Source organism: Thermocatellispora tengchongensis, from assembly GCF_014202315.1.
GTDB lineage: Bacteria > Actinomycetota > Actinomycetes > Streptosporangiales > Streptosporangiaceae > Thermocatellispora > Thermocatellispora tengchongensis.
Window position 1 is genome coordinate 106634 of record NZ_JACHGN010000011.1, and the last position, 15695, is coordinate 122328.

The 15695-nt window shown below is 71.0% G+C and carries 18 protein-coding genes; 4 read left to right on the plus strand and 14 right to left on the minus strand.

Going from position 1 to position 15695, the window contains the following annotated elements; all coding sequences use genetic code 11:
- Positions 1–12 precede the first annotated feature (12 nt).
- Together HNP84_RS25425 and HNP84_RS25430 are read right to left on the minus strand one after the other, a co-directional pair.
- A complete protein-coding gene (locus tag HNP84_RS25425; protein ID WP_185052422.1) occupies positions 13–1590 on the minus strand; it encodes an FAD-dependent monooxygenase in 1578 nt (525 codons plus the stop codon).
- 101 nt (positions 1591–1691) lie between these two features.
- Positions 1692–2966 (minus strand): metal-dependent hydrolase family protein, encoded by a 1275-nt coding sequence (locus HNP84_RS25430; protein ID WP_246518613.1) that lies wholly within the window; start codon positions 2964–2966, stop codon positions 1692–1694.
- Positions 2967–3101: 135 nt separating this feature from the next.
- Here HNP84_RS25430 and HNP84_RS55200 point away from each other — a divergent pair, with 135 nt between their 5' ends.
- Positions 3102–4121, plus strand: coding sequence for an Lrp/AsnC family transcriptional regulator (locus HNP84_RS55200; protein ID WP_185052424.1), 1020 nt, complete (start codon positions 3102–3104; stop codon positions 4119–4121).
- Between the two features lie 58 nt (positions 4122–4179).
- Here the strand turns inward: HNP84_RS55200 and HNP84_RS25440 are convergent, their stop codons facing one another.
- The gene (locus HNP84_RS25440) at positions 4180–4782 is read right to left on the minus strand and encodes a TetR/AcrR family transcriptional regulator (protein WP_185052425.1); all 603 of its coding nucleotides are present in this window, start codon (positions 4780–4782) and stop codon (positions 4180–4182) included.
- A 175-nt stretch (positions 4783–4957) separates the two neighbouring features.
- Here HNP84_RS25440 and HNP84_RS25445 point away from each other — a divergent pair, with 175 nt between their 5' ends.
- Complete coding sequence (locus HNP84_RS25445) at positions 4958–5425, plus strand: SDR family NAD(P)-dependent oxidoreductase (protein ID WP_221336726.1); 468 nt, start codon at positions 4958–4960, stop codon at positions 5423–5425.
- Positions 5426–5464: 39 nt separating this feature from the next.
- Here HNP84_RS25445 and HNP84_RS25450 read toward each other — a convergent pair whose 3' ends face one another.
- From HNP84_RS25450 to HNP84_RS25475, 6 genes are all read right to left on the minus strand, one after another.
- On the minus strand, positions 5465–6220 hold the full coding sequence (locus tag HNP84_RS25450) for an enoyl-CoA hydratase/isomerase family protein (RefSeq protein WP_185052426.1): 756 nt from the start codon (positions 6218–6220) through the stop codon (positions 5465–5467).
- Between the two features lie 51 nt (positions 6221–6271).
- Positions 6272–6829: a TetR/AcrR family transcriptional regulator gene (locus HNP84_RS25455; RefSeq protein WP_185052427.1), complete on the minus strand. Its 558-nt coding sequence runs from the start codon at positions 6827–6829 to the stop codon at positions 6272–6274.
- 77 nt (positions 6830–6906) lie between these two features.
- Positions 6907–7434: a pyridoxamine 5'-phosphate oxidase family protein gene (locus HNP84_RS25460; RefSeq protein WP_185052428.1), complete on the minus strand. Its 528-nt coding sequence runs from the start codon at positions 7432–7434 to the stop codon at positions 6907–6909.
- Positions 7434–8258, minus strand: coding sequence for an SDR family NAD(P)-dependent oxidoreductase (locus HNP84_RS25465; RefSeq protein WP_185052429.1), 825 nt, complete (start codon positions 8256–8258; stop codon positions 7434–7436). The genes HNP84_RS25460 and HNP84_RS25465 overlap by 1 nt, the downstream gene beginning before the upstream one ends.
- Positions 8255–8677 carry a MaoC/PaaZ C-terminal domain-containing protein gene (locus HNP84_RS25470; RefSeq protein WP_185052430.1) on the minus strand — a complete coding sequence of 141 codons (423 nt, stop codon included), beginning with the start codon at positions 8675–8677 and terminating at the stop codon, positions 8255–8257. Before HNP84_RS25470 ends, HNP84_RS25465 begins: the two co-directional genes overlap by 4 nt.
- A complete protein-coding gene (locus HNP84_RS25475) occupies positions 8674–9144 on the minus strand; it encodes a MaoC family dehydratase N-terminal domain-containing protein (RefSeq protein ID WP_185052431.1) in 471 nt (156 codons plus the stop codon). The genes HNP84_RS25470 and HNP84_RS25475 overlap by 4 nt, the downstream gene beginning before the upstream one ends.
- A 95-nt stretch (positions 9145–9239) precedes the next feature.
- Between HNP84_RS25475 and HNP84_RS56735 the strand changes: the two genes are divergently transcribed.
- Positions 9240–9851: a thiolase family protein gene (locus HNP84_RS56735; protein ID WP_376771954.1), complete on the plus strand. Its 612-nt coding sequence runs from the start codon at positions 9240–9242 to the stop codon at positions 9849–9851.
- Positions 9848–10474 carry a VOC family protein gene (locus HNP84_RS25485; protein WP_185052432.1) on the plus strand — a complete coding sequence of 209 codons (627 nt, stop codon included), beginning with the start codon at positions 9848–9850 and terminating at the stop codon, positions 10472–10474. Before HNP84_RS56735 ends, HNP84_RS25485 begins: the two co-directional genes overlap by 4 nt.
- Positions 10475–10493: 19 nt before the next feature.
- Here the strand turns inward: HNP84_RS25485 and HNP84_RS25490 are convergent, their stop codons facing one another.
- The 5 genes from HNP84_RS25490 to HNP84_RS25510 form a co-directional block, all read right to left on the minus strand.
- The gene (locus tag HNP84_RS25490; protein WP_312925689.1) at positions 10494–11744 is read right to left on the minus strand and encodes a serine hydrolase domain-containing protein; all 1251 of its coding nucleotides are present in this window, start codon (positions 11742–11744) and stop codon (positions 10494–10496) included.
- A gap of 320 nt (positions 11745–12064) precedes the next feature.
- Positions 12065–12538 carry a CHRD domain-containing protein gene (locus HNP84_RS25495; RefSeq protein WP_185052433.1) on the minus strand — a complete coding sequence of 158 codons (474 nt, stop codon included), beginning with the start codon at positions 12536–12538 and terminating at the stop codon, positions 12065–12067.
- Between the two features lie 196 nt (positions 12539–12734).
- Positions 12735–14000 (minus strand): FAD-dependent monooxygenase, encoded by a 1266-nt coding sequence (locus HNP84_RS25500; protein WP_185052434.1) that lies wholly within the window; start codon positions 13998–14000, stop codon positions 12735–12737.
- A 121-nt stretch (positions 14001–14121) separates the two neighbouring features.
- Positions 14122–14655 (minus strand): hypothetical protein, encoded by a 534-nt coding sequence (locus tag HNP84_RS25505; protein WP_185052435.1) that lies wholly within the window; start codon positions 14653–14655, stop codon positions 14122–14124.
- 27 nt (positions 14656–14682) lie between these two features.
- Positions 14683–15681, minus strand: coding sequence for an agmatine deiminase family protein (locus tag HNP84_RS25510; RefSeq protein WP_185052617.1), 999 nt, complete (start codon positions 15679–15681; stop codon positions 14683–14685).
- Between the last annotated feature and the right edge of the window lie 14 nt (positions 15682–15695).

Here is a 15695-nt window from a genome sequence, read left to right on the forward strand (position 1 = left end):
TGGGCGGCGGTCCTAGTAGGGCCTGACCTGGTTGCCGTGCGACCGGAACGGGGCCAGGTGGTCGATGAGGTCCGCCTCCTGGCCGGCCGGGAGCCGGGCGATGATGTGCCCGTCGGGCCTGATGAGGATGAGCTCGCCGGGATAAGGCGCGTAGATGCGCCGGAACTCGCCCTTGGCGTCCACGATGGCGCTGTCCGGGGCCGATCCGATCCGGCACACGTACATGTGGGTCGGCTTGGCGTTGTCGAAGATGACCGGATCGGTGTGCTCGTAGGCGAGCAGCGTCCACTTCGGTCCCCGCGTGAGGTCGAAGAGGTCGCCGCTGAACCCCGGGCCCTCCAGGCCGCCGGCGTTCGGAGCCCGGTCCCCGGGCATCGGGCCGGACTCGGGCTCGTTGCCGCTGCGGTAGACCATGGGACTGGTGCGATAGCGAATCCCCAGCCCGGTGGTCATCGACTCGTCCACCATGCCGGCGAGCGCCGAGCCCAGTCCGTCCTCGCTGCCGCGGCCCACCTGCTCCAAGGTCCTGGTCATCTTGTCCGAGCTCATTTCCAGGACGGTGCGGGCGACCGGGATGCGTTCGGCGCCGTAGGTGTCCAGCAGGCCGATCCGGGCGCCGTCCACGACGCTGGTGAGTTTCCAGCCGAGGTTGTAGGCGTCCTGGATGCCGGTGTTCATGCCCTGGCCGCCGGCGGGCGGGTGCACGTGGGCGGCGTCGCCGGCGAGCAGGACCCGGCCCTTGCGGTAGTCCTCCACCATGCGGACGTTCACCTGGTACACCGACAGCCAGGACGCGCTGGCCAGCACCACGGCGCCCTTGCCTGCGCGCTCGTCGAACAACCGCTGGTAGAACTCCAGCGACGGGGTCCCCGGCTCCTCGCCGGGCAGGATCGGGCTCTGGAACTGCCACAGGTCGCTGCCGGGGAGCGGAGTGAGGCCGAGCATGCCGCGTTCGGAGGGCCAGATGTGCATGTGGCCGCGGTCGAGATCCGGCACGGTGACGTCGCCGAGGTACCAGCGCTGCTCGTCGTAGGTCTCGCCGACCAGGGGGAGCCCGATCAGCTTCCGGGTGGTGCTCTTACCGCCGTCCGCTCCCACGACGAGGCGGGCGCGGACGGCCCGCTCCCCGTCCGGCGTCCGCAGGGTGACGGTGACGCCGTCGTCGTCCTGTTCGAGACCGATCGCCTCGGCGCCGAACTCCACGCGTCCGCCGAGTTCTCCGAGCCGTTGCCGCAGCGCGTACTCGACGTCGAACTGCCCGATCCACAGCGCCTGCGGGTACGGCGTGTGGAACGAGTCCTTCGCCCGGGCCCCGATCGACGGCTTGTCCACGATCGCGCCGTTCGGCTCGTGGAACCTCATGGGCAGCTCGGCGACACCGCGCCGCAGGATGTGGTCGATGGCGCCGAGGTCGTCGAGCACTTCGAGGGAGCGGGCCTGGAGCCTCTTTCCCTTGGAGGCGCGGTTCGGCACCGGGTCCCGTTCGACGATGCGGTGGGTGACACCGCGGCGGGCGAGGTCGCACGCCAGGGTCAGGCCGGTCGGCCCGGCTCCGATGATGAGGACGTCGGTGTCGAATACGTCGGTCATGAATTCCTTCCAGGGGTGGGACGAGAATGGTGCGGTGCCGGGGCGAGGATCCCGCTCCGGTGGCGTGGCACCGCCGGGGCGATCGGCCGGCGAGGCGGGCGCTATCGAAGCCGTCCCGCGCCGGCGAGGCCGGAGGCCGGGAGCAGGTTCTTGCGGACGACCCCCTGCTGCGCGACCACGACGATGTTCTCCGGCGCCGACAGGACGCCGATGTCCCGCAGCGGGTCGCCGGCGCAGATGACGAGGTCGGCGAGCATGCCCGGACGCAGCGTGCCCAGCCGGTCCTCGACCCCCAGCAGGCGGGCGCTGTGGGACGTCGCGGCGCGGATCGCGTCCATCGGGCTCATGCCCAGCTCCACGAGGTGGGACAGCTCGGCGAGATTGCGTCCGTGCGGGGTGCTCCCCGCGTCGGTCCCCACCGCGATGTTCACCTTCCGCTCGATGGCGGCGGCGATGCTCTCCTTGGTGCGCTCGTTCCAGCGCAGCTTCTTCTGATAGCGCCATGGCGGGTTCCTGGCCGGGTCGAGCGGCTGGAAGACGGTCGCCAGGGTCGGCACGAGGAAGCCGCCGCGCTCGCCGAGCAGATCGCACCCTTCGTCGTCGATGGCGTTGCCGTGCTCGACGGAGCGGACGCCGCCGCGGATCGCGGCGAGGATGCCGGCCCGGCCCTGGGCGTGTGCGGCGACCGGGAGTCCGCGGTGCCGCAGCGCCTCGTCCACGACCGCGGCGACCTCGTCCTCGCGCAGGCCCTCGTCGTCGGGATCGTCGCCCGCGCTGCTCATCCCGCCGCTCGTGCAGATCTTGATGATGTCGGCGCCGGCGCGCAGCATCCGGCGCGCCGCCTTCCGCGCCTCCCGCGCGTCGTCGGCGAGCTCGCAGAAGTCGAGGCCGATGTCGATCCCGCCGGGCATCGTGGCGTCGGCGTGCCCGCCGGTGTGGCTGATGACGCCCACGGCGACCTGGAGACGCGGGCCTTCGACGAGCCCGGTCCGTACGGCGTCGCGGAACGCCGCCGGCAGCGCCCCCAGGTCGCGCGCGGAGGTGATGCCGGCCTCCAGGGTGTGCCGCAGCCGCTCGGCCGTGCGCAGCGTACGGGTGACGGGGGGGTTCATGAGCACGTCGTTCACCACGAACTGGTCCGACGGGGTGCCGAGATGGATGTGGCAGTCGAAGAATCCGGGCAGGAGGGTCCCGCCCCGGCCGTCGATCGCGTGGACGTCGTCGCGTGGCGGAGGCGCCTGGCCGGCCGGGCCGGCGTAGGTGATCCGGCCGTCGGCGTCCGCCTCCAGCACGGCATCGGCCACCGCCGTCGGGCCGGCACCGTCGATGAGCCGGACGTTGTGCACCCGCAAAGCCGCCTTGTGCTCGATCTGCAAGCGACTTCTCCCTGTTTCATGGTGTGGTTTCGCCTTGACCGGCACCAAGCTACGGTTACCTTGCGGACGGCCCGGGAAATTGCCGCTTTTCTTCCATAGGGGCGGCCTCACTTCACGGAAAGGGGCCATCGGCACGTGGTGACCTCGGCCTTCGACGAACTCGACATCGCCATCGCCGACGCTGTGCGATCGGCGCCGCGCGCGAGCCGGCGGGAGCTGGCGCTCGTCCTGGGAGTGGACCCGGCGACCGTCAGGCGACGATGGGCGCGCATGCAGTCCGAAGGAGTCGCCTGGGTCACCGCCCACCTGTCGGGCGGCGCGACGCCCACGGGCGCACTGGTGGAGATCGACTGCACGCCGGGGCGATCGGCCGAGGTGGCGGAGATCCTCGCCGCCGACATGCAGGCGGCCAACGTCAAGCTGACCTCCGGCGCGCGGGACGTACTGGTGCTGGCCCAGGCCCCGGACCTCGACGCGCTCTCCCGGTACCTTCTCGACCGTGTGGGACGCGTCCAGGGGGTCACGCACGTGCGCAGCAACCTCGTGACGCGCTCGGCCCTGGACGCCAGCCGGTGGCATGAGGGCGCGCTGAACCCGGAGCAGCGCCGCCGCCTGCACGCCGACGCCGGAACCCGCCCCGGCCACGACGCCGTCCTCCAGCCCGCCGACCTCCGCATCGTCCGCGCGCTGGGCATCGACGGGCGGATGTCGTTCGAGCGGCTCGCCGAACACGTCGGCCTCGGCCCCGTCGCCGTGCGGCGCCGGCTGGCCCGCCTGGAGGACGCGAGGCTGATCACCTTCCGCTGCGACACCTCACGCCACCTTTCGGGGCGTCCCGTCGCCGCCGTCTTCTTCGGCTCACTCGACGTCCACGATCTGGACAGCGCCGAAGGGCTGATCCGTACGCTGCCGGGAGTCCGGGCCATCAACCTCGTGGCAGGGCCCCACAACGTCATCATCGACGCCCGGCTGCGGACGGCAGCCGAAGCGCACGACCTGGAACGGAAGATGAGCCAGGCACTGCCCGCGCTGCGGATCCAGGACCGGTCGGTGGTCCTGCGCACGATCAAGGTGCTCGGCCGCATTCTCGACGCGGAGGGCAGATCGGTACGGTCCGTGCCACTCATCGCCGATGACACCGACTCGGGAACGTGATCTCAGGTCTCGGCCTGTACGCGGCCGGTGGCAGGGGCGAGGCCGGACTACGGCGTCGCTACTGCCGGCGGGCGCCACGCATGAACTGCTCGACCGCGGTCTCCACGAGTGCTTCGAGCAGTTCGGGCTTGACGATGTTGCCGTTGATGATCGTGGCGATTCCGTGCATGGTGGCGAACAGAACCATCCCGACCCGCTCGGGATCGCCCTCCTGAAGCGCACCCCGCTCCTGCCCCTGCCTCATCAGGTCGGCCATGAGCCTGAACGGCGCTTCGGCCGCCTGGACGATGTGCGTCGCGCCCGGCCGGTGCTTGCTTGAGTACATCAGCTCAAGCAGCGCGGCGTTCTCGGTGGCGAAGCGGGTGTAGGCCGTCATGGTGGCCCGCATGCGCGACCAGAAGTTCTCCTCCGCGCCCGCGAGCGCCGCGCGCAGCGCGGCGTCCAGCCGGACGAATCCGGCTTCGGCGAGCGCGTCCAGCAGCGCTTGGCGGTCGGGGAAATGCCGGCGCGGCGCGGCATGGCTGACACCGACCTCCCTGGCCAGCTCGCGCAGCGAGAGCTGGTCGGAGCCGTGCTCGCGCAGGCCGCGTTCGGCCGCGTCGAGCAGTGCGGCGCGAAGCCGTCCGTGATGGTAGGGCCGGCGGTCGGTCACATCTGGCACGATCACACGATATCGATGTTTACATTGACAACATTGTTCCCCGCCCCTGTCCCGCACGGCCGACGGCTTCGAGTCGCAGTTCGGAACCAACCATCTGGGGCACTTCGCACTCACGAACCTGCTCCTGCCGCGAATCCGGAGCCGGATCGTCACCGTCTCGTCCAGCGGTCACAGGGTGGGCTCGATCGACTTCGACGACCTCAACTGGGAGCGCAAGCCGTACCGGGCGATGGCCGCCTACGCGCAGTCCAAACTCGCCAACCTGCTGTTCACCTGCGAGCTTCAGCGACGGCTCACCGAGGCCGGCTCGCCGGTGATCGCGACCGCCGCGCATCCCGGCATGGCGGCGACGAACCTGCTGCGGTCCGACGGCCGGCGGGGCGCGCTTCACCTCGTGCTGGGGGCGGCCGCCGGCCTGCTCGCGAAGAGCGACGAGGACGGCGCGCTGCCCACCCTGTACGCGGCCGTGGCGGACGTCCCGGGCAACGGCTACGTCGGCCCGGGCGGATTCACGGAAGGCCGTGGCGCGCCGAAACCGGTGGGCCGCTCGGCGAAGGCTCAGGACACGGAGGCGGCACGCCGCCTGTGGCGGGTGTCCGAAGAACTGACGGGGGTCGCCTTTCCCGCGGCCCTGCCCCTCTGAACCGCCCCCTCGCCGCGGCAAGCCCGAAACGCGGCCGATTCAGTCATGTCTGACCGTGGCCCATCGCTCCAGGTCCAGCCCGGCGGCCAGCGAGCTCCGCACGGCGCCGAGCGTCGCGAACTCCTCGGCCATCCCGGCGTCCCGGGCGCGGCGCAGCGCCGCCTTGGCGCGGGCGAGGGCCGGCCGTGGCCGCCCGGCCAGCGCGGCGACCATGCCGGAGACGTGCCCGATGAGATCGTCCGCCGGGACGACGGCGTGGACGAGCCCCCATTCCAGCGCCTCCCGCGCGCCGATCGGCCGGCCGAGCAGGACGAGCTCGGCGGCGCGGGTCGCGCCGGCCGTACGGGTGAGCATGTGCGCGCCGCCCATCCCGGGCACGAGCCCCACCTTGACGACCCACGAGCAGTCGAAGGTCGCCTCCGCGGCGGCGACGCGCAGGTCACAGGCCAGGGACAGGTCGAATCCGGCGCCGAGGGCCGGGCCGTTAACGGCCGCGATCACGGGCACCTCCGCGGCCGCGATCACCCTGACGAGCCCCTGGAAGCGGGCGTACACGACGTCCGTGACCGCGATCGGCCCCTGGGCGGCGACCGCGACGAGGTCGGCGCGGTCGCCGCCGGAGCAGAACGCCGGCCCCGTCCCGGTGAGCACCACCGCCCTGACGTCGTCCGGCGGGCCGGAGAGGGCGTCGATCAACGCGCCGGCGAGATCGAGCGTCAGCGCGTTGCGGCGATGCGGGCGGTCGAGGACCACCCACATCCCGGCGTCGCGGCGCTCGACCCGCAGGCCGTCCACGCTCGATCGGCTCGTGGCTCGAGCGTAGCAGGTTTCAGTCAGAGTTGACTGTCACTGGCCGACCCGATCGGCGATGAGGCGGGCCCACAGCCCCAGCAGCCGCTCGTCCGAGCCGGGCGTCCGCAGGACCCCGCGGGCCGCGGCGCCGCGCATCGCGTCCAGCACGATGTCCAGCGCGTCGGCGAAGCCCTCGGCCCCGCTCACCTCCGGGCCGAACAGCTCCGCCGCGACGCCCCGGATCGAGTGACCGATGACGCGTTCCTGCGGCAGCAGCGCGTCGAGCAGCTCCTTGTCGGCGCGCGCCGCCAGCCACATGGCGACGGAGGCCCCGAACAGCGGCCCCTCGTGCTGCGCCCACAGCACGCGCACGGCCCACTCGATCCGGCCGGTGGCCGGAGCCTGGGTCCGCACCAGCCGCAGGATCTCGTCCAGGCGGAGTTGCGCCAGGTGATCGACGGCGGCGAGCATGAGCTCGGTGCGGGACGCGAAGTGGTGCAGGAGCGCGCCGCGCGAGACGCCCGCGCGGCGCTGCACCTCCAGCGTGGTCGTCCCGCTGTAGCCCTTCTCGTCCAGCACCGCGACCGTCGCGTCGAGCAGGCGCCGTCGCATGGTCGCCGCTCGATCGCCGGACGGGCGGCCACTCCGCGCGGGTTGCGCGACCACCGACTGCCTCCTCGCGCCGATTGCTACAGTCCTCCTTGACTGTTCAATCGTACGGGACCGGCCTGGGCGGTCGATCCGCCCGGCGACGCCGGCGGCAGCCCGAGCTTGCGGTGGTCCCAGGATCTGATCCGCTGGACGTCGAAGCGCACCGCGACCCGGTTGCCGATCATCGCCTCGACCTCGGGGCGCGCCTCCTCGGTGTACGGGCCGAAGTAGCGCTCCCACATGCTGACCCCGACCGCCCACAGCGCGGTGCGGTCCTCGACGAGGACGGCGCGGCCTTCCAGGGACACGCCGCGCAGCGTGTCGTAGGTGAGCCCGTCCTCGATCAGGACGCTCGCCCGGGGCTCGCGGCGGAGGTTGACGGCCTTCTGCGACTTGGCCTTGGTCTCGAACCACACCCGCCCGCCGACGATCGCGTACCACATGGCGACGAGGTGCGGGTGACCGGCCGGGCCCAGCGTGGCCAGGCTCGCGGTCCTGGACGCGGCGACGAACTGCCTGACCTCGTCCGCGCTCATCTCGACCTGCGCGCGCCGGTTGGTCCCCATCAGCCGACGAACCCTCCGGCGCAGTGGAGCGTCTGCCCGCTGATGTAGTCGGACTCCGGCAGGCACAGCAGGTAGACCGCGCCCGCCGCCTCCTCGGGCGTGCCCGCGCGGCCGAGCGGGATCATGGTCTCCATCCGCTCCAGCAGGTGGGGATTGACACCGACCCTGATGTCCCGGCCCTCCACGTCGATGGTCGCGCCGCTCACGACGGGCTGGGTGAGCCGGGTGCTGATGAGGCCGAAGGCGACGGCGTTGACGGTGGTGTTCAGCCGGCCCCACTCCTTGGACAGGGTCCGGGTCAGCCCTTCCAGGCCGGCCTTGGCGGCGCTGTAGTTGGCCTGCCCGGCGTTGCCGAAGACACCGGCCAGGGAGCTGATGTTGACCACCTTCCGGCAGACCGTCCTCCCCTCGGCCCGCTCGGCCGCGACGGCGGCCTTGATGACCGGCTGGACGGCGCGCAGGATGCGGAACGGCGCCTTCAGGTGCACTCCGAGGATGGCGTCCCACTGCTCGTCGGTCATCTTCTGGATGACGTTGTCCCAGGTGAACCCGGCGTTGTTCACGACGATGTCGATGCCGCCGAAGGTGTCCACGGCGGCGGCGACGAACCGCCCGGGGAAGTCGTCGTCGAGCACGCTGCCGGCGACCGCGACCGCGCTGCCGCCCGATGCGGTGATCTTCTCGACCGTCTCGGCGGCCGGCGCGGGGTCGAGGTCGTTGACCACGACGCTCGCGCCGGAACGGGCGAGCTTGAGCGCGATCTGCTGCCCGATGCCGCGGCCGGCGCCCGTGACCAGCGCGGTCTTGCCCTGCAGAACGGTCATGACTTCGCTCCTTCCATGGAGAAGACGGCCTGGCCGGTGAGCGTGACGGTGCCGTCGGCGAGCTCGACCCGCAGGTCCACGGTGACGAGGCCGTCCTCGACCCGGGTGACCTCCCCGTGGCAGGTCGGCTCCGCGTTCACCGGGGTGATCGCCACGAAGCGCGTGCCGAACTCGCGCAGCGCGGCCTGCGGCGCGTGGTCGGTGAGCAGGCGGCCCAGGTAGGCCATGCTGAGCATGCCGTGCGCGAACACGTCGTCCAGGCCGGCCCGGCGGGCGACGTCCAGGTCGAGGTGGATCGGGTTGTGGTCGCCGGATCCGCCCGCGAACAGCGCGAGGGTGGTCCGGGTGATGGGGCCGAGGGCCAGCGGGGGCAGCTTGTCGCCCACCCGCGCGCCGCGCGCCTCCCAGGTGACGGTCATGCCTCGCCTCCCCGCTCCTCGCCGCCGGTCACGCGGATCACCACGGTCTGGGCGAGGTCGGCGATCGGGGTCTCTCCCCGGGTGATCCGGGTGCGCCGCTCGACGAACTCCAGCGCGCCGCCCTTCTTGGTGTAGACGTCGGCGATCGTGCTGTGGGCGGTCAGCTCGTCGCCGGCGTACGCCTGCCGGTGGTAGGTGAAGGTCTGGGTCGCGTGCAGCACGGTGTTCAGGTCCACGCCCAGCGAGGTGATCCACTCGAACGGGTCGGGAACCTCCAGGTCGATGCCGTACAGGAACGTCGGCGGGACGGGCAGATCGGGGTGGCCGCCCGCGCGGGCGGCGTCCAGATCGACGTACACGGGATCGGTCTGGCCGGTGGCCTTGGCGAACAACCGGAGCCTGCCACGCTCGACGGTCATGGTCACCGGGGGCCCCGAGGTCCCGATGACGGAGGGGGGAATCGGCACGGTGCGACCTCCAACGGTTGCGACACGGTCGGCTGATTACAGTCAAGATAGACCGCTACTGCTCACCAAACCAGTCATTGCTTCCCGGCTTAGCAGTGTCCTACTGTAAGTCACAGTTGACTGTTCATCTCCCGGGAGGTTCCAGTGAACGCGGACGTGCGTGTCGCCGGCGTCGGGATGGCTCCGTTCGCCACGCCGCCGGCAGGCGCTACGAGGACCTGGCCCGCGACGCGATCCGGTCCGCGCCGGCGGACGCCGGGCTTGCGCTCGACGACGTCGGGCCCGCCTTCGCCTCGTACGTCTACGGCGACTCGGCCTGCGGCCAGGCGGCGCTCTACGGGGTCGGCATGACCGGGGTCCCTGTCGTCAACGTGAACAACAACTGCGACAGCGGCTCATCGGCGCTGCGGCCGGCCCGCCAGGCCGTCGCCGGCGGCGAGACCGACGTGGCGCTCGCGTTCGGCTTCGAGCAGATGCGGCGCGGCGCCCCTCGTCGAGCACTGACCCGACCGGCTCGGCCCCGCCTCCCGCTACCTGGACCGCCTCGACGAGCTGTACGGCACCGAGGAGGGCGTGCCCCTGGCCGCCCGGCTCTTCGGCGGGGCGGGCCGGGCGCACTCGGTCTGCCGCTCGTAGCGGGGGCATCGGTTCTGGTCAGGAATCGAGAAGCGCGGGTCCGGGAGCCGCAACTAGCGTCATCGTCATGACCTCCATCGAATTCGTGACCCTTGAGGTGGCCGACCCCGCGGCCGCCGACCGTTTCTACTCCACCGCCTTCGGCCCGTGCGGTCAGATACGCCTGCGGGCCTCGGAGGCGCCGGCGACCGGCTTCCGCGGGTTCACGCTGTCGCTCGTGGTGTCCCAGCCGGCCAATGTCAACGCCCTCATCGACGCCGCCGTGGACGCCGGCGCCACGACGCTGAAGCCCGCCGCCAAGTCGCTCTGGGGCTACGGGGGCGTCATCCAGGCCCCGGACGGGACGATCTGGCAGGTCGCGTCGTCGTCGAAGAAGGACACCGGCCCGGCCGGCCGTCAGTTCGACGAGTTCGTGCTCCTGCTGGGAGTCGCGAGCGTGGCCGAGAGCAAGCGGTTCTACGTCGATCGCGGCCTCACCGTGGCGAGGAGCTTCGGCGGCAAGTACGTCGAGTTCGCCACCGGCCCTGGTCCCGTCAAGCTGGCGCTGTACAAGCGCCGCGCCCTGGCCAAGGTCGCCGGTGTCTCTCCCGACGGCTCCGGATCGCACCGGCTCACGATCGGCGGCGACGCCGGGGTCTTCACCGACCCGGACGGGTTCACGTGGGCGACCGCATCGGAGACCGCGTCGCTGTGAACCCTCGGCCGGGTGGCGGTCAGAAGTACAGGGAGGTGTAGTCGGTGGTGGGCCAGGTGGTGACGGCGTCGGCGGCCCGGTACAGCAGAGGGTCGATGTCCCCGTAGGACAGCGTGCCCTCCTCCTGGCGGCGGTTGAACAGCGCGGCGTACGTGACGCCGTCGTACCGTCGGCACAGATACGTGAAGGTGCCCGCCATCTCGCCGACGTGCCAGGTGTTGAGCCCGCCGGTGACCCGCCGGACGTACCAGCCGGCGCCGTACCACCAGCCGTCGCCGCTGACGCCGATCTCCGGCTTGGCGAAGGCGCGGCTGAGGGACGTCGAGTTCAGCAGGCCCGTGGCGGTGGGCAGGTCGAAGATCCGGGCGAAGCGCACGACATCGACCGCCGCGGCCGCCCAGCCTCCGTAGGAGTCGCGGTTGGCCATGCTGAAGCCGCCGTACGGCGTGGGCACGATGTCGCCCGAGTCGTCCAGCACCGTCGTCGAGGTGTAGGCCGACTCATAGCGCACCTCGCCGGCGGCCGGGAGGGAGGACCCCACCCTCATGCGGGCGATCTTGAGCGGGGTGAGCAGTGCGCTCCGGACGTACGACTCGTAGCTCCGGCCCGTCACCTTCTCGATGACGCGGCCGAGCAGCAGGTAGCCGTAGTTGCTGTAGGCCATCCTGGTGCCCGGGTCGAAGTCGAGCGGATAGCCCGTGACGTACCGCATGATGTCGGCATGGCGGAGCGGCAGCGACTTGCCGAGGGCCCTGGCGATGACGGTCTCGTGCGTCGTCGTCGCGCTCGAAACCTCCCTGTCCCAGCCCGCGGTGTGCTGAAGCAGCCGCCACATCGTCACCTTCGCCAGCCGCGGGTCGGCGCTCTTGCCCGCGACCGGCTCCAGGTCGAGCCACTTGGTGACCGGGTCGCCCAGGTTGAGCCGGCCATCCTGCGCCAGCCGCAGGATGGCCGTCGCCGTGATGTGCTTGCCCACGCTCGCCAGCCGGAACAGGGAGGTCGGGGTCACTGCGGGCACGTACTTCTCCGGCGTGGACAGCGTGTACGCCCGCGCGAAGACCAGCTTGCCTTTGTGCGCGATCGCGAGTTGCCCGCACGTGATGCCACGTTTGAGCATGAAGTCCTTCATCAGCCTGTCGAAGCCCGCGAGCGCCGTGGGCGCCTGGCCCCTGGCCGCCACGGTGGGCACGGCGGAGGCGGGCCGCGCCGTCGCCACCAGGCCGATCGGCGCCGCGAGCGCCCCCTTCAACAGGCTTCTGCGATTCAGCACATGAATCTCCCAGGCGGTACGGACGTGGCTGGTGTGACCGAAGTGGCGAGACGAATATATGAGCGATTGCTCGCATATGCAAGCGGAGGCGGCCGAGCGCGGGTTCGGGCAGGCCGGCGGGTACGGGCCCGCCGGCCGTGACCGCCACGACGGCTCCTCGCGCGTCAAAGGCCGCCTCCATGGACGAGAAAGACAGCGCCGTTACCGGCGATCCGAGACCTTTCAGCAGGTCGGCCATAAAGGGTGAAACGCGAGAGCCGGTGACCGTCGTGGACGGTCACCGGCTCACTGCCTCTCCTTCGGGTCATCCTTTCCCGGCGTCAGGCGAGCTGGCCGCGGATTGCGCCGTCAGGGAACTCCTCGTTGTGGACGTTGGCGTAGAACTGACGCGGATTGTGGGCAATGGCCTTCAATTCCCCGAAGGTCAGCGTGGTCTCGGCATTTTCCGGCGTCTGGCGCTTCTCGGCGCGGATGCAGCCGCTCGCGAAGCCCTCGCTGGGCGCCCTCAGGGTCACCACGATCGGACCCGCCTCCCCTTCCCTGCCCTCGTGGATGTGCGCGGCGGTCGCGGGGGCGATGTTGTGGGCGGTGATGACGTAGCAGAGCGACGCTCCCCTCACCTTCCAGGCGAAGACTCCCACGCCGTCCGGGTCGCCCGGACCGGGAACCTCCTGCTCTCCGGTCATCTCGACGAACCGGTGGGGCGCCGTGTCGCTCGCGGTCGCGCCGGCCGTGCCGGCGAAGGCGGCCGTTGCTGCGACGAATGCCGGAATCAGGATGATTGACTTGATCACGGCAAGCCTCCTTGATAACTATAAGTAGTGATTCATCACTGTGCGTAGTCGTTCTTTCCGGGGCCTACCGGGTTGAAACCGCGCTGTTATGACGGGGATCGTCAAGGACATGTGATTGCCGCTGAATTTCGGCTCTATGTCCAATTTGACCCATTCGACTGGGTGAATGCCGGAATCCGCGGCAACGACGTAGAGGTCATCGTGCTCGGACCGGTGCCCGCGCCTGCGGGGACCCGCTAGCCGCGCGAGGGCCGGCCTCCCGTGAGCGGGCCTGCAGCGTCCGCGCGACCTTCGGGCCCAGCCAGCGCTTGAACCTGCGCAGCGACTCGAACTGCTCGGCCGCCCGGTTGACCCGGTAGTACAGCCGCGGCGGAACGTGCGGAAGCAGCGGGGAATGCCGCTGGCCGAGCAACGCGAACATCTGAGGGGGCGCCAGGCGGATATAACGCGGCAGGTTCTCGTACCACTGGGCGCTGTAGCGGGCCGCGCTCTGGACCGCGAGCAGAGCGGTCGTTCGTTCCCGTTCGTAGCGGGCGAGGGCGGGCCGCAGCTCCCCGCCGCACCCGCGCAGCGCGCCGGCCAAGGCGATGGCGTCCTCCAGGGCGAGCGTGGTGCCGGCCCCGATGGAATAGTGCGTGGTGTGCGCGGCGTCGCCGATCAGGACCAGGTTGCCGCGGTGCCACGTCCGGTTGGTCACGGTACGGAAGTGCAGCCACCGCGCGCTGCCGTCGGTCCGCGACCGGCCGATCAGGCTGTGCCCCTCGAGCACCCTGGCGAAGAGCCGCTCCAGCAGGGCCAGGCCCTCGGCCTCGCTCGCCTGGTGCAGTCCGAGACCCCTCCAGGTCGCCGGCGAACACTCGACGACACAGGTGCTGTGGCCGTCGCTGAAGCCGTAGCCGTAACACCAGATCCAGCCGTGCGGCGTCTCCACGAAGGCGAAGGTGAAGCAGTCGAAGACCTTGGCGGTGCCGAGCCAGATGTAGACGTTCCGCCCGACCGTGATCTTGGTGCCGAAGTGTCCGGCGTGGCGCTCGCGCAGCGCGCTGTTGACGCCGTCGCCGGCGACGACGAGGTCGGCGTCGGGCAACGGGCCGTCACCGGCGATCTCGTGCTCGAACTCAAGGCGCACCCCGAGGGAGACGGCCCGCTCGGCGAGGATTTCGAGCAGACGGCGCCGTCCGATGCCGAAGCCCTGGTCGCCGTGGTGCACCGTGGTGCGGTCGCCGACGTGCGCGACGCCGTCACTCCATCGCACCGACTCGGCGGCGATGGCGAGGGCGGACTCGGGGTCGCCGCCGCGCAGCTTGTCGAGCAGGCCGCCCCAGTAGGTCACCCCCCAGCCGTACGTGGACCCCGCGGGATTCCGCTCGTAGACGGTGATGTCATGGGCCGGGTCCTGCCGCTTCATCAGGATCGAGAAGTACAGGCCGGCGGGCCCGCCCCCGACGCAGGAGACCTTCACACGAACTCCCGTTATTACGCAAAGTGGTTACTTGATAACGGGGCCCATATTCCCGGCATCGTCTCTCCTGACCACCATCGTTCCTGTAAGACCTGCCTGCGGATGGGGACGTACCGGCACGTCAGCGACGCCACAGCCGCCTCCGTCGGCGTTCGCCCTGCCCCGGAGCCGTGTGCCGCTCCCGGGCACGCAGTCCGGGCACCGTCGCGAGCACGTCCTCGTACGGGGCCCGCTCGAACACGAACGGGCCGATGCCGGAGAAGGCGTCGTGATCGACCTGGTCGCAGTAGTCCGTCTGCCGGCCCAGATCCCGCCATACCACCTGCCCGGGGGAGAACTCCACGGCCGCGGTCACCGCCCCGCAGCCCAGATCGCCGCACTCGGGGCACACGTACAGCGGCGTCCTGCCGTCAGGCAGGGGGGACTCCCCCTGTCCCATCAGAAGACCGCGCGCGTCGTCGTCCCCGTCGAAGGCCGGGGCCAGCCAGAGGACCGACACCATGTCCATGTATCCGGCAGCGTGTTCGGTGAGCGTGTCCAGCAGCGGTCTGCCGTCCACCACGAAGTCCAGGAAGCGGACCTCGGAACGTGACATGTGGCGCCCGAGCCGTTCGCAGGGCCGCACCCGGCGCGCCAGCGACAAGTGACTGATCATGCCGCCAGTATTCCGGCGGGCCGCCGGTCATCCGCCGTACGTCCCGGCAGGGCGCGGTTGTTGCTGGGTGATGCAGTGGATGCCACCGCCGAGTGCGAAGATGTCGCGGGCGTCGATCGACTCGATCGTGCGGCCGGGGAAGAGCTTGGCGAAGAGCTCGGCCGTCTCCGCGTCTCGGGGGTCGTCGAAGGCGCAGAGCAGCGCCAGCCCGTTGGCGAGGTAGTGGTTGATGTAGGAGTAGTCGACCGGTTCGCCGTCCACCTCCCCTACGGTCGGGGCGGGCAGCTCGATCACCTCCAGCGGGCGTCCCCTGGCATCGGTGGCGGCGCGCAGTATCGCCAGGTTCTCCCGGGTCACCTCGTGGTCGGGATGCAGCGGGTCGGGCTGTACGTGGCACAGCACCAGGCCCGGCCGTACGAACGAGGCCAGCAGGTCGACGTGCCCGTTCGTGCCGTAGCCCCCGTAGTCGGCGGTCAGGCCGCGGGGCAGCCAGATCACCTTGCGCACGCCGAGCAGCAGGCGCAGCTCCGCCTCCACCTCGGCCTTCGTCCAGCCGGGGTTGCGGCGGGGGTCGAGCTGGACGGTCTCGGTGACGATGACGGTGCCCTCGCCGTCCACGTGGACGCCGCCGCCCTCTCCGACCAGCGCGGTGCGGTGGCCTGGAGCGCCCACCCGGTCCAGGACGAACGAGGCGACCAGGTCGTCCTTCTCGTGCGGGGCCCAGCCCCAGCCGTTGAAGGTCCAGTCGATCCCCATGAGCCGCCCGTCGTCGAACACGAAGGTGGGGCCGTTGTCGCGCATCCAGCAGTCGTCGAGCGGCTGCTCGACCACCTCGACGCGCGGGTCGAGCCAGGTGGCCGCCGACTCCCGCTCGCCGGGATCGACCAGCATGGTGACGGGCTCGTACCGCACGATCGTGTTGGCGACCGACGACCACGCCCGGTACGACGCCTCCGCCCGCTGGAGGGCATAGCCGACGGGCCACGACATCCAGGTACGGCTGTGCGGGTGCCACTCCGGCGGCATGAACACGACGATCG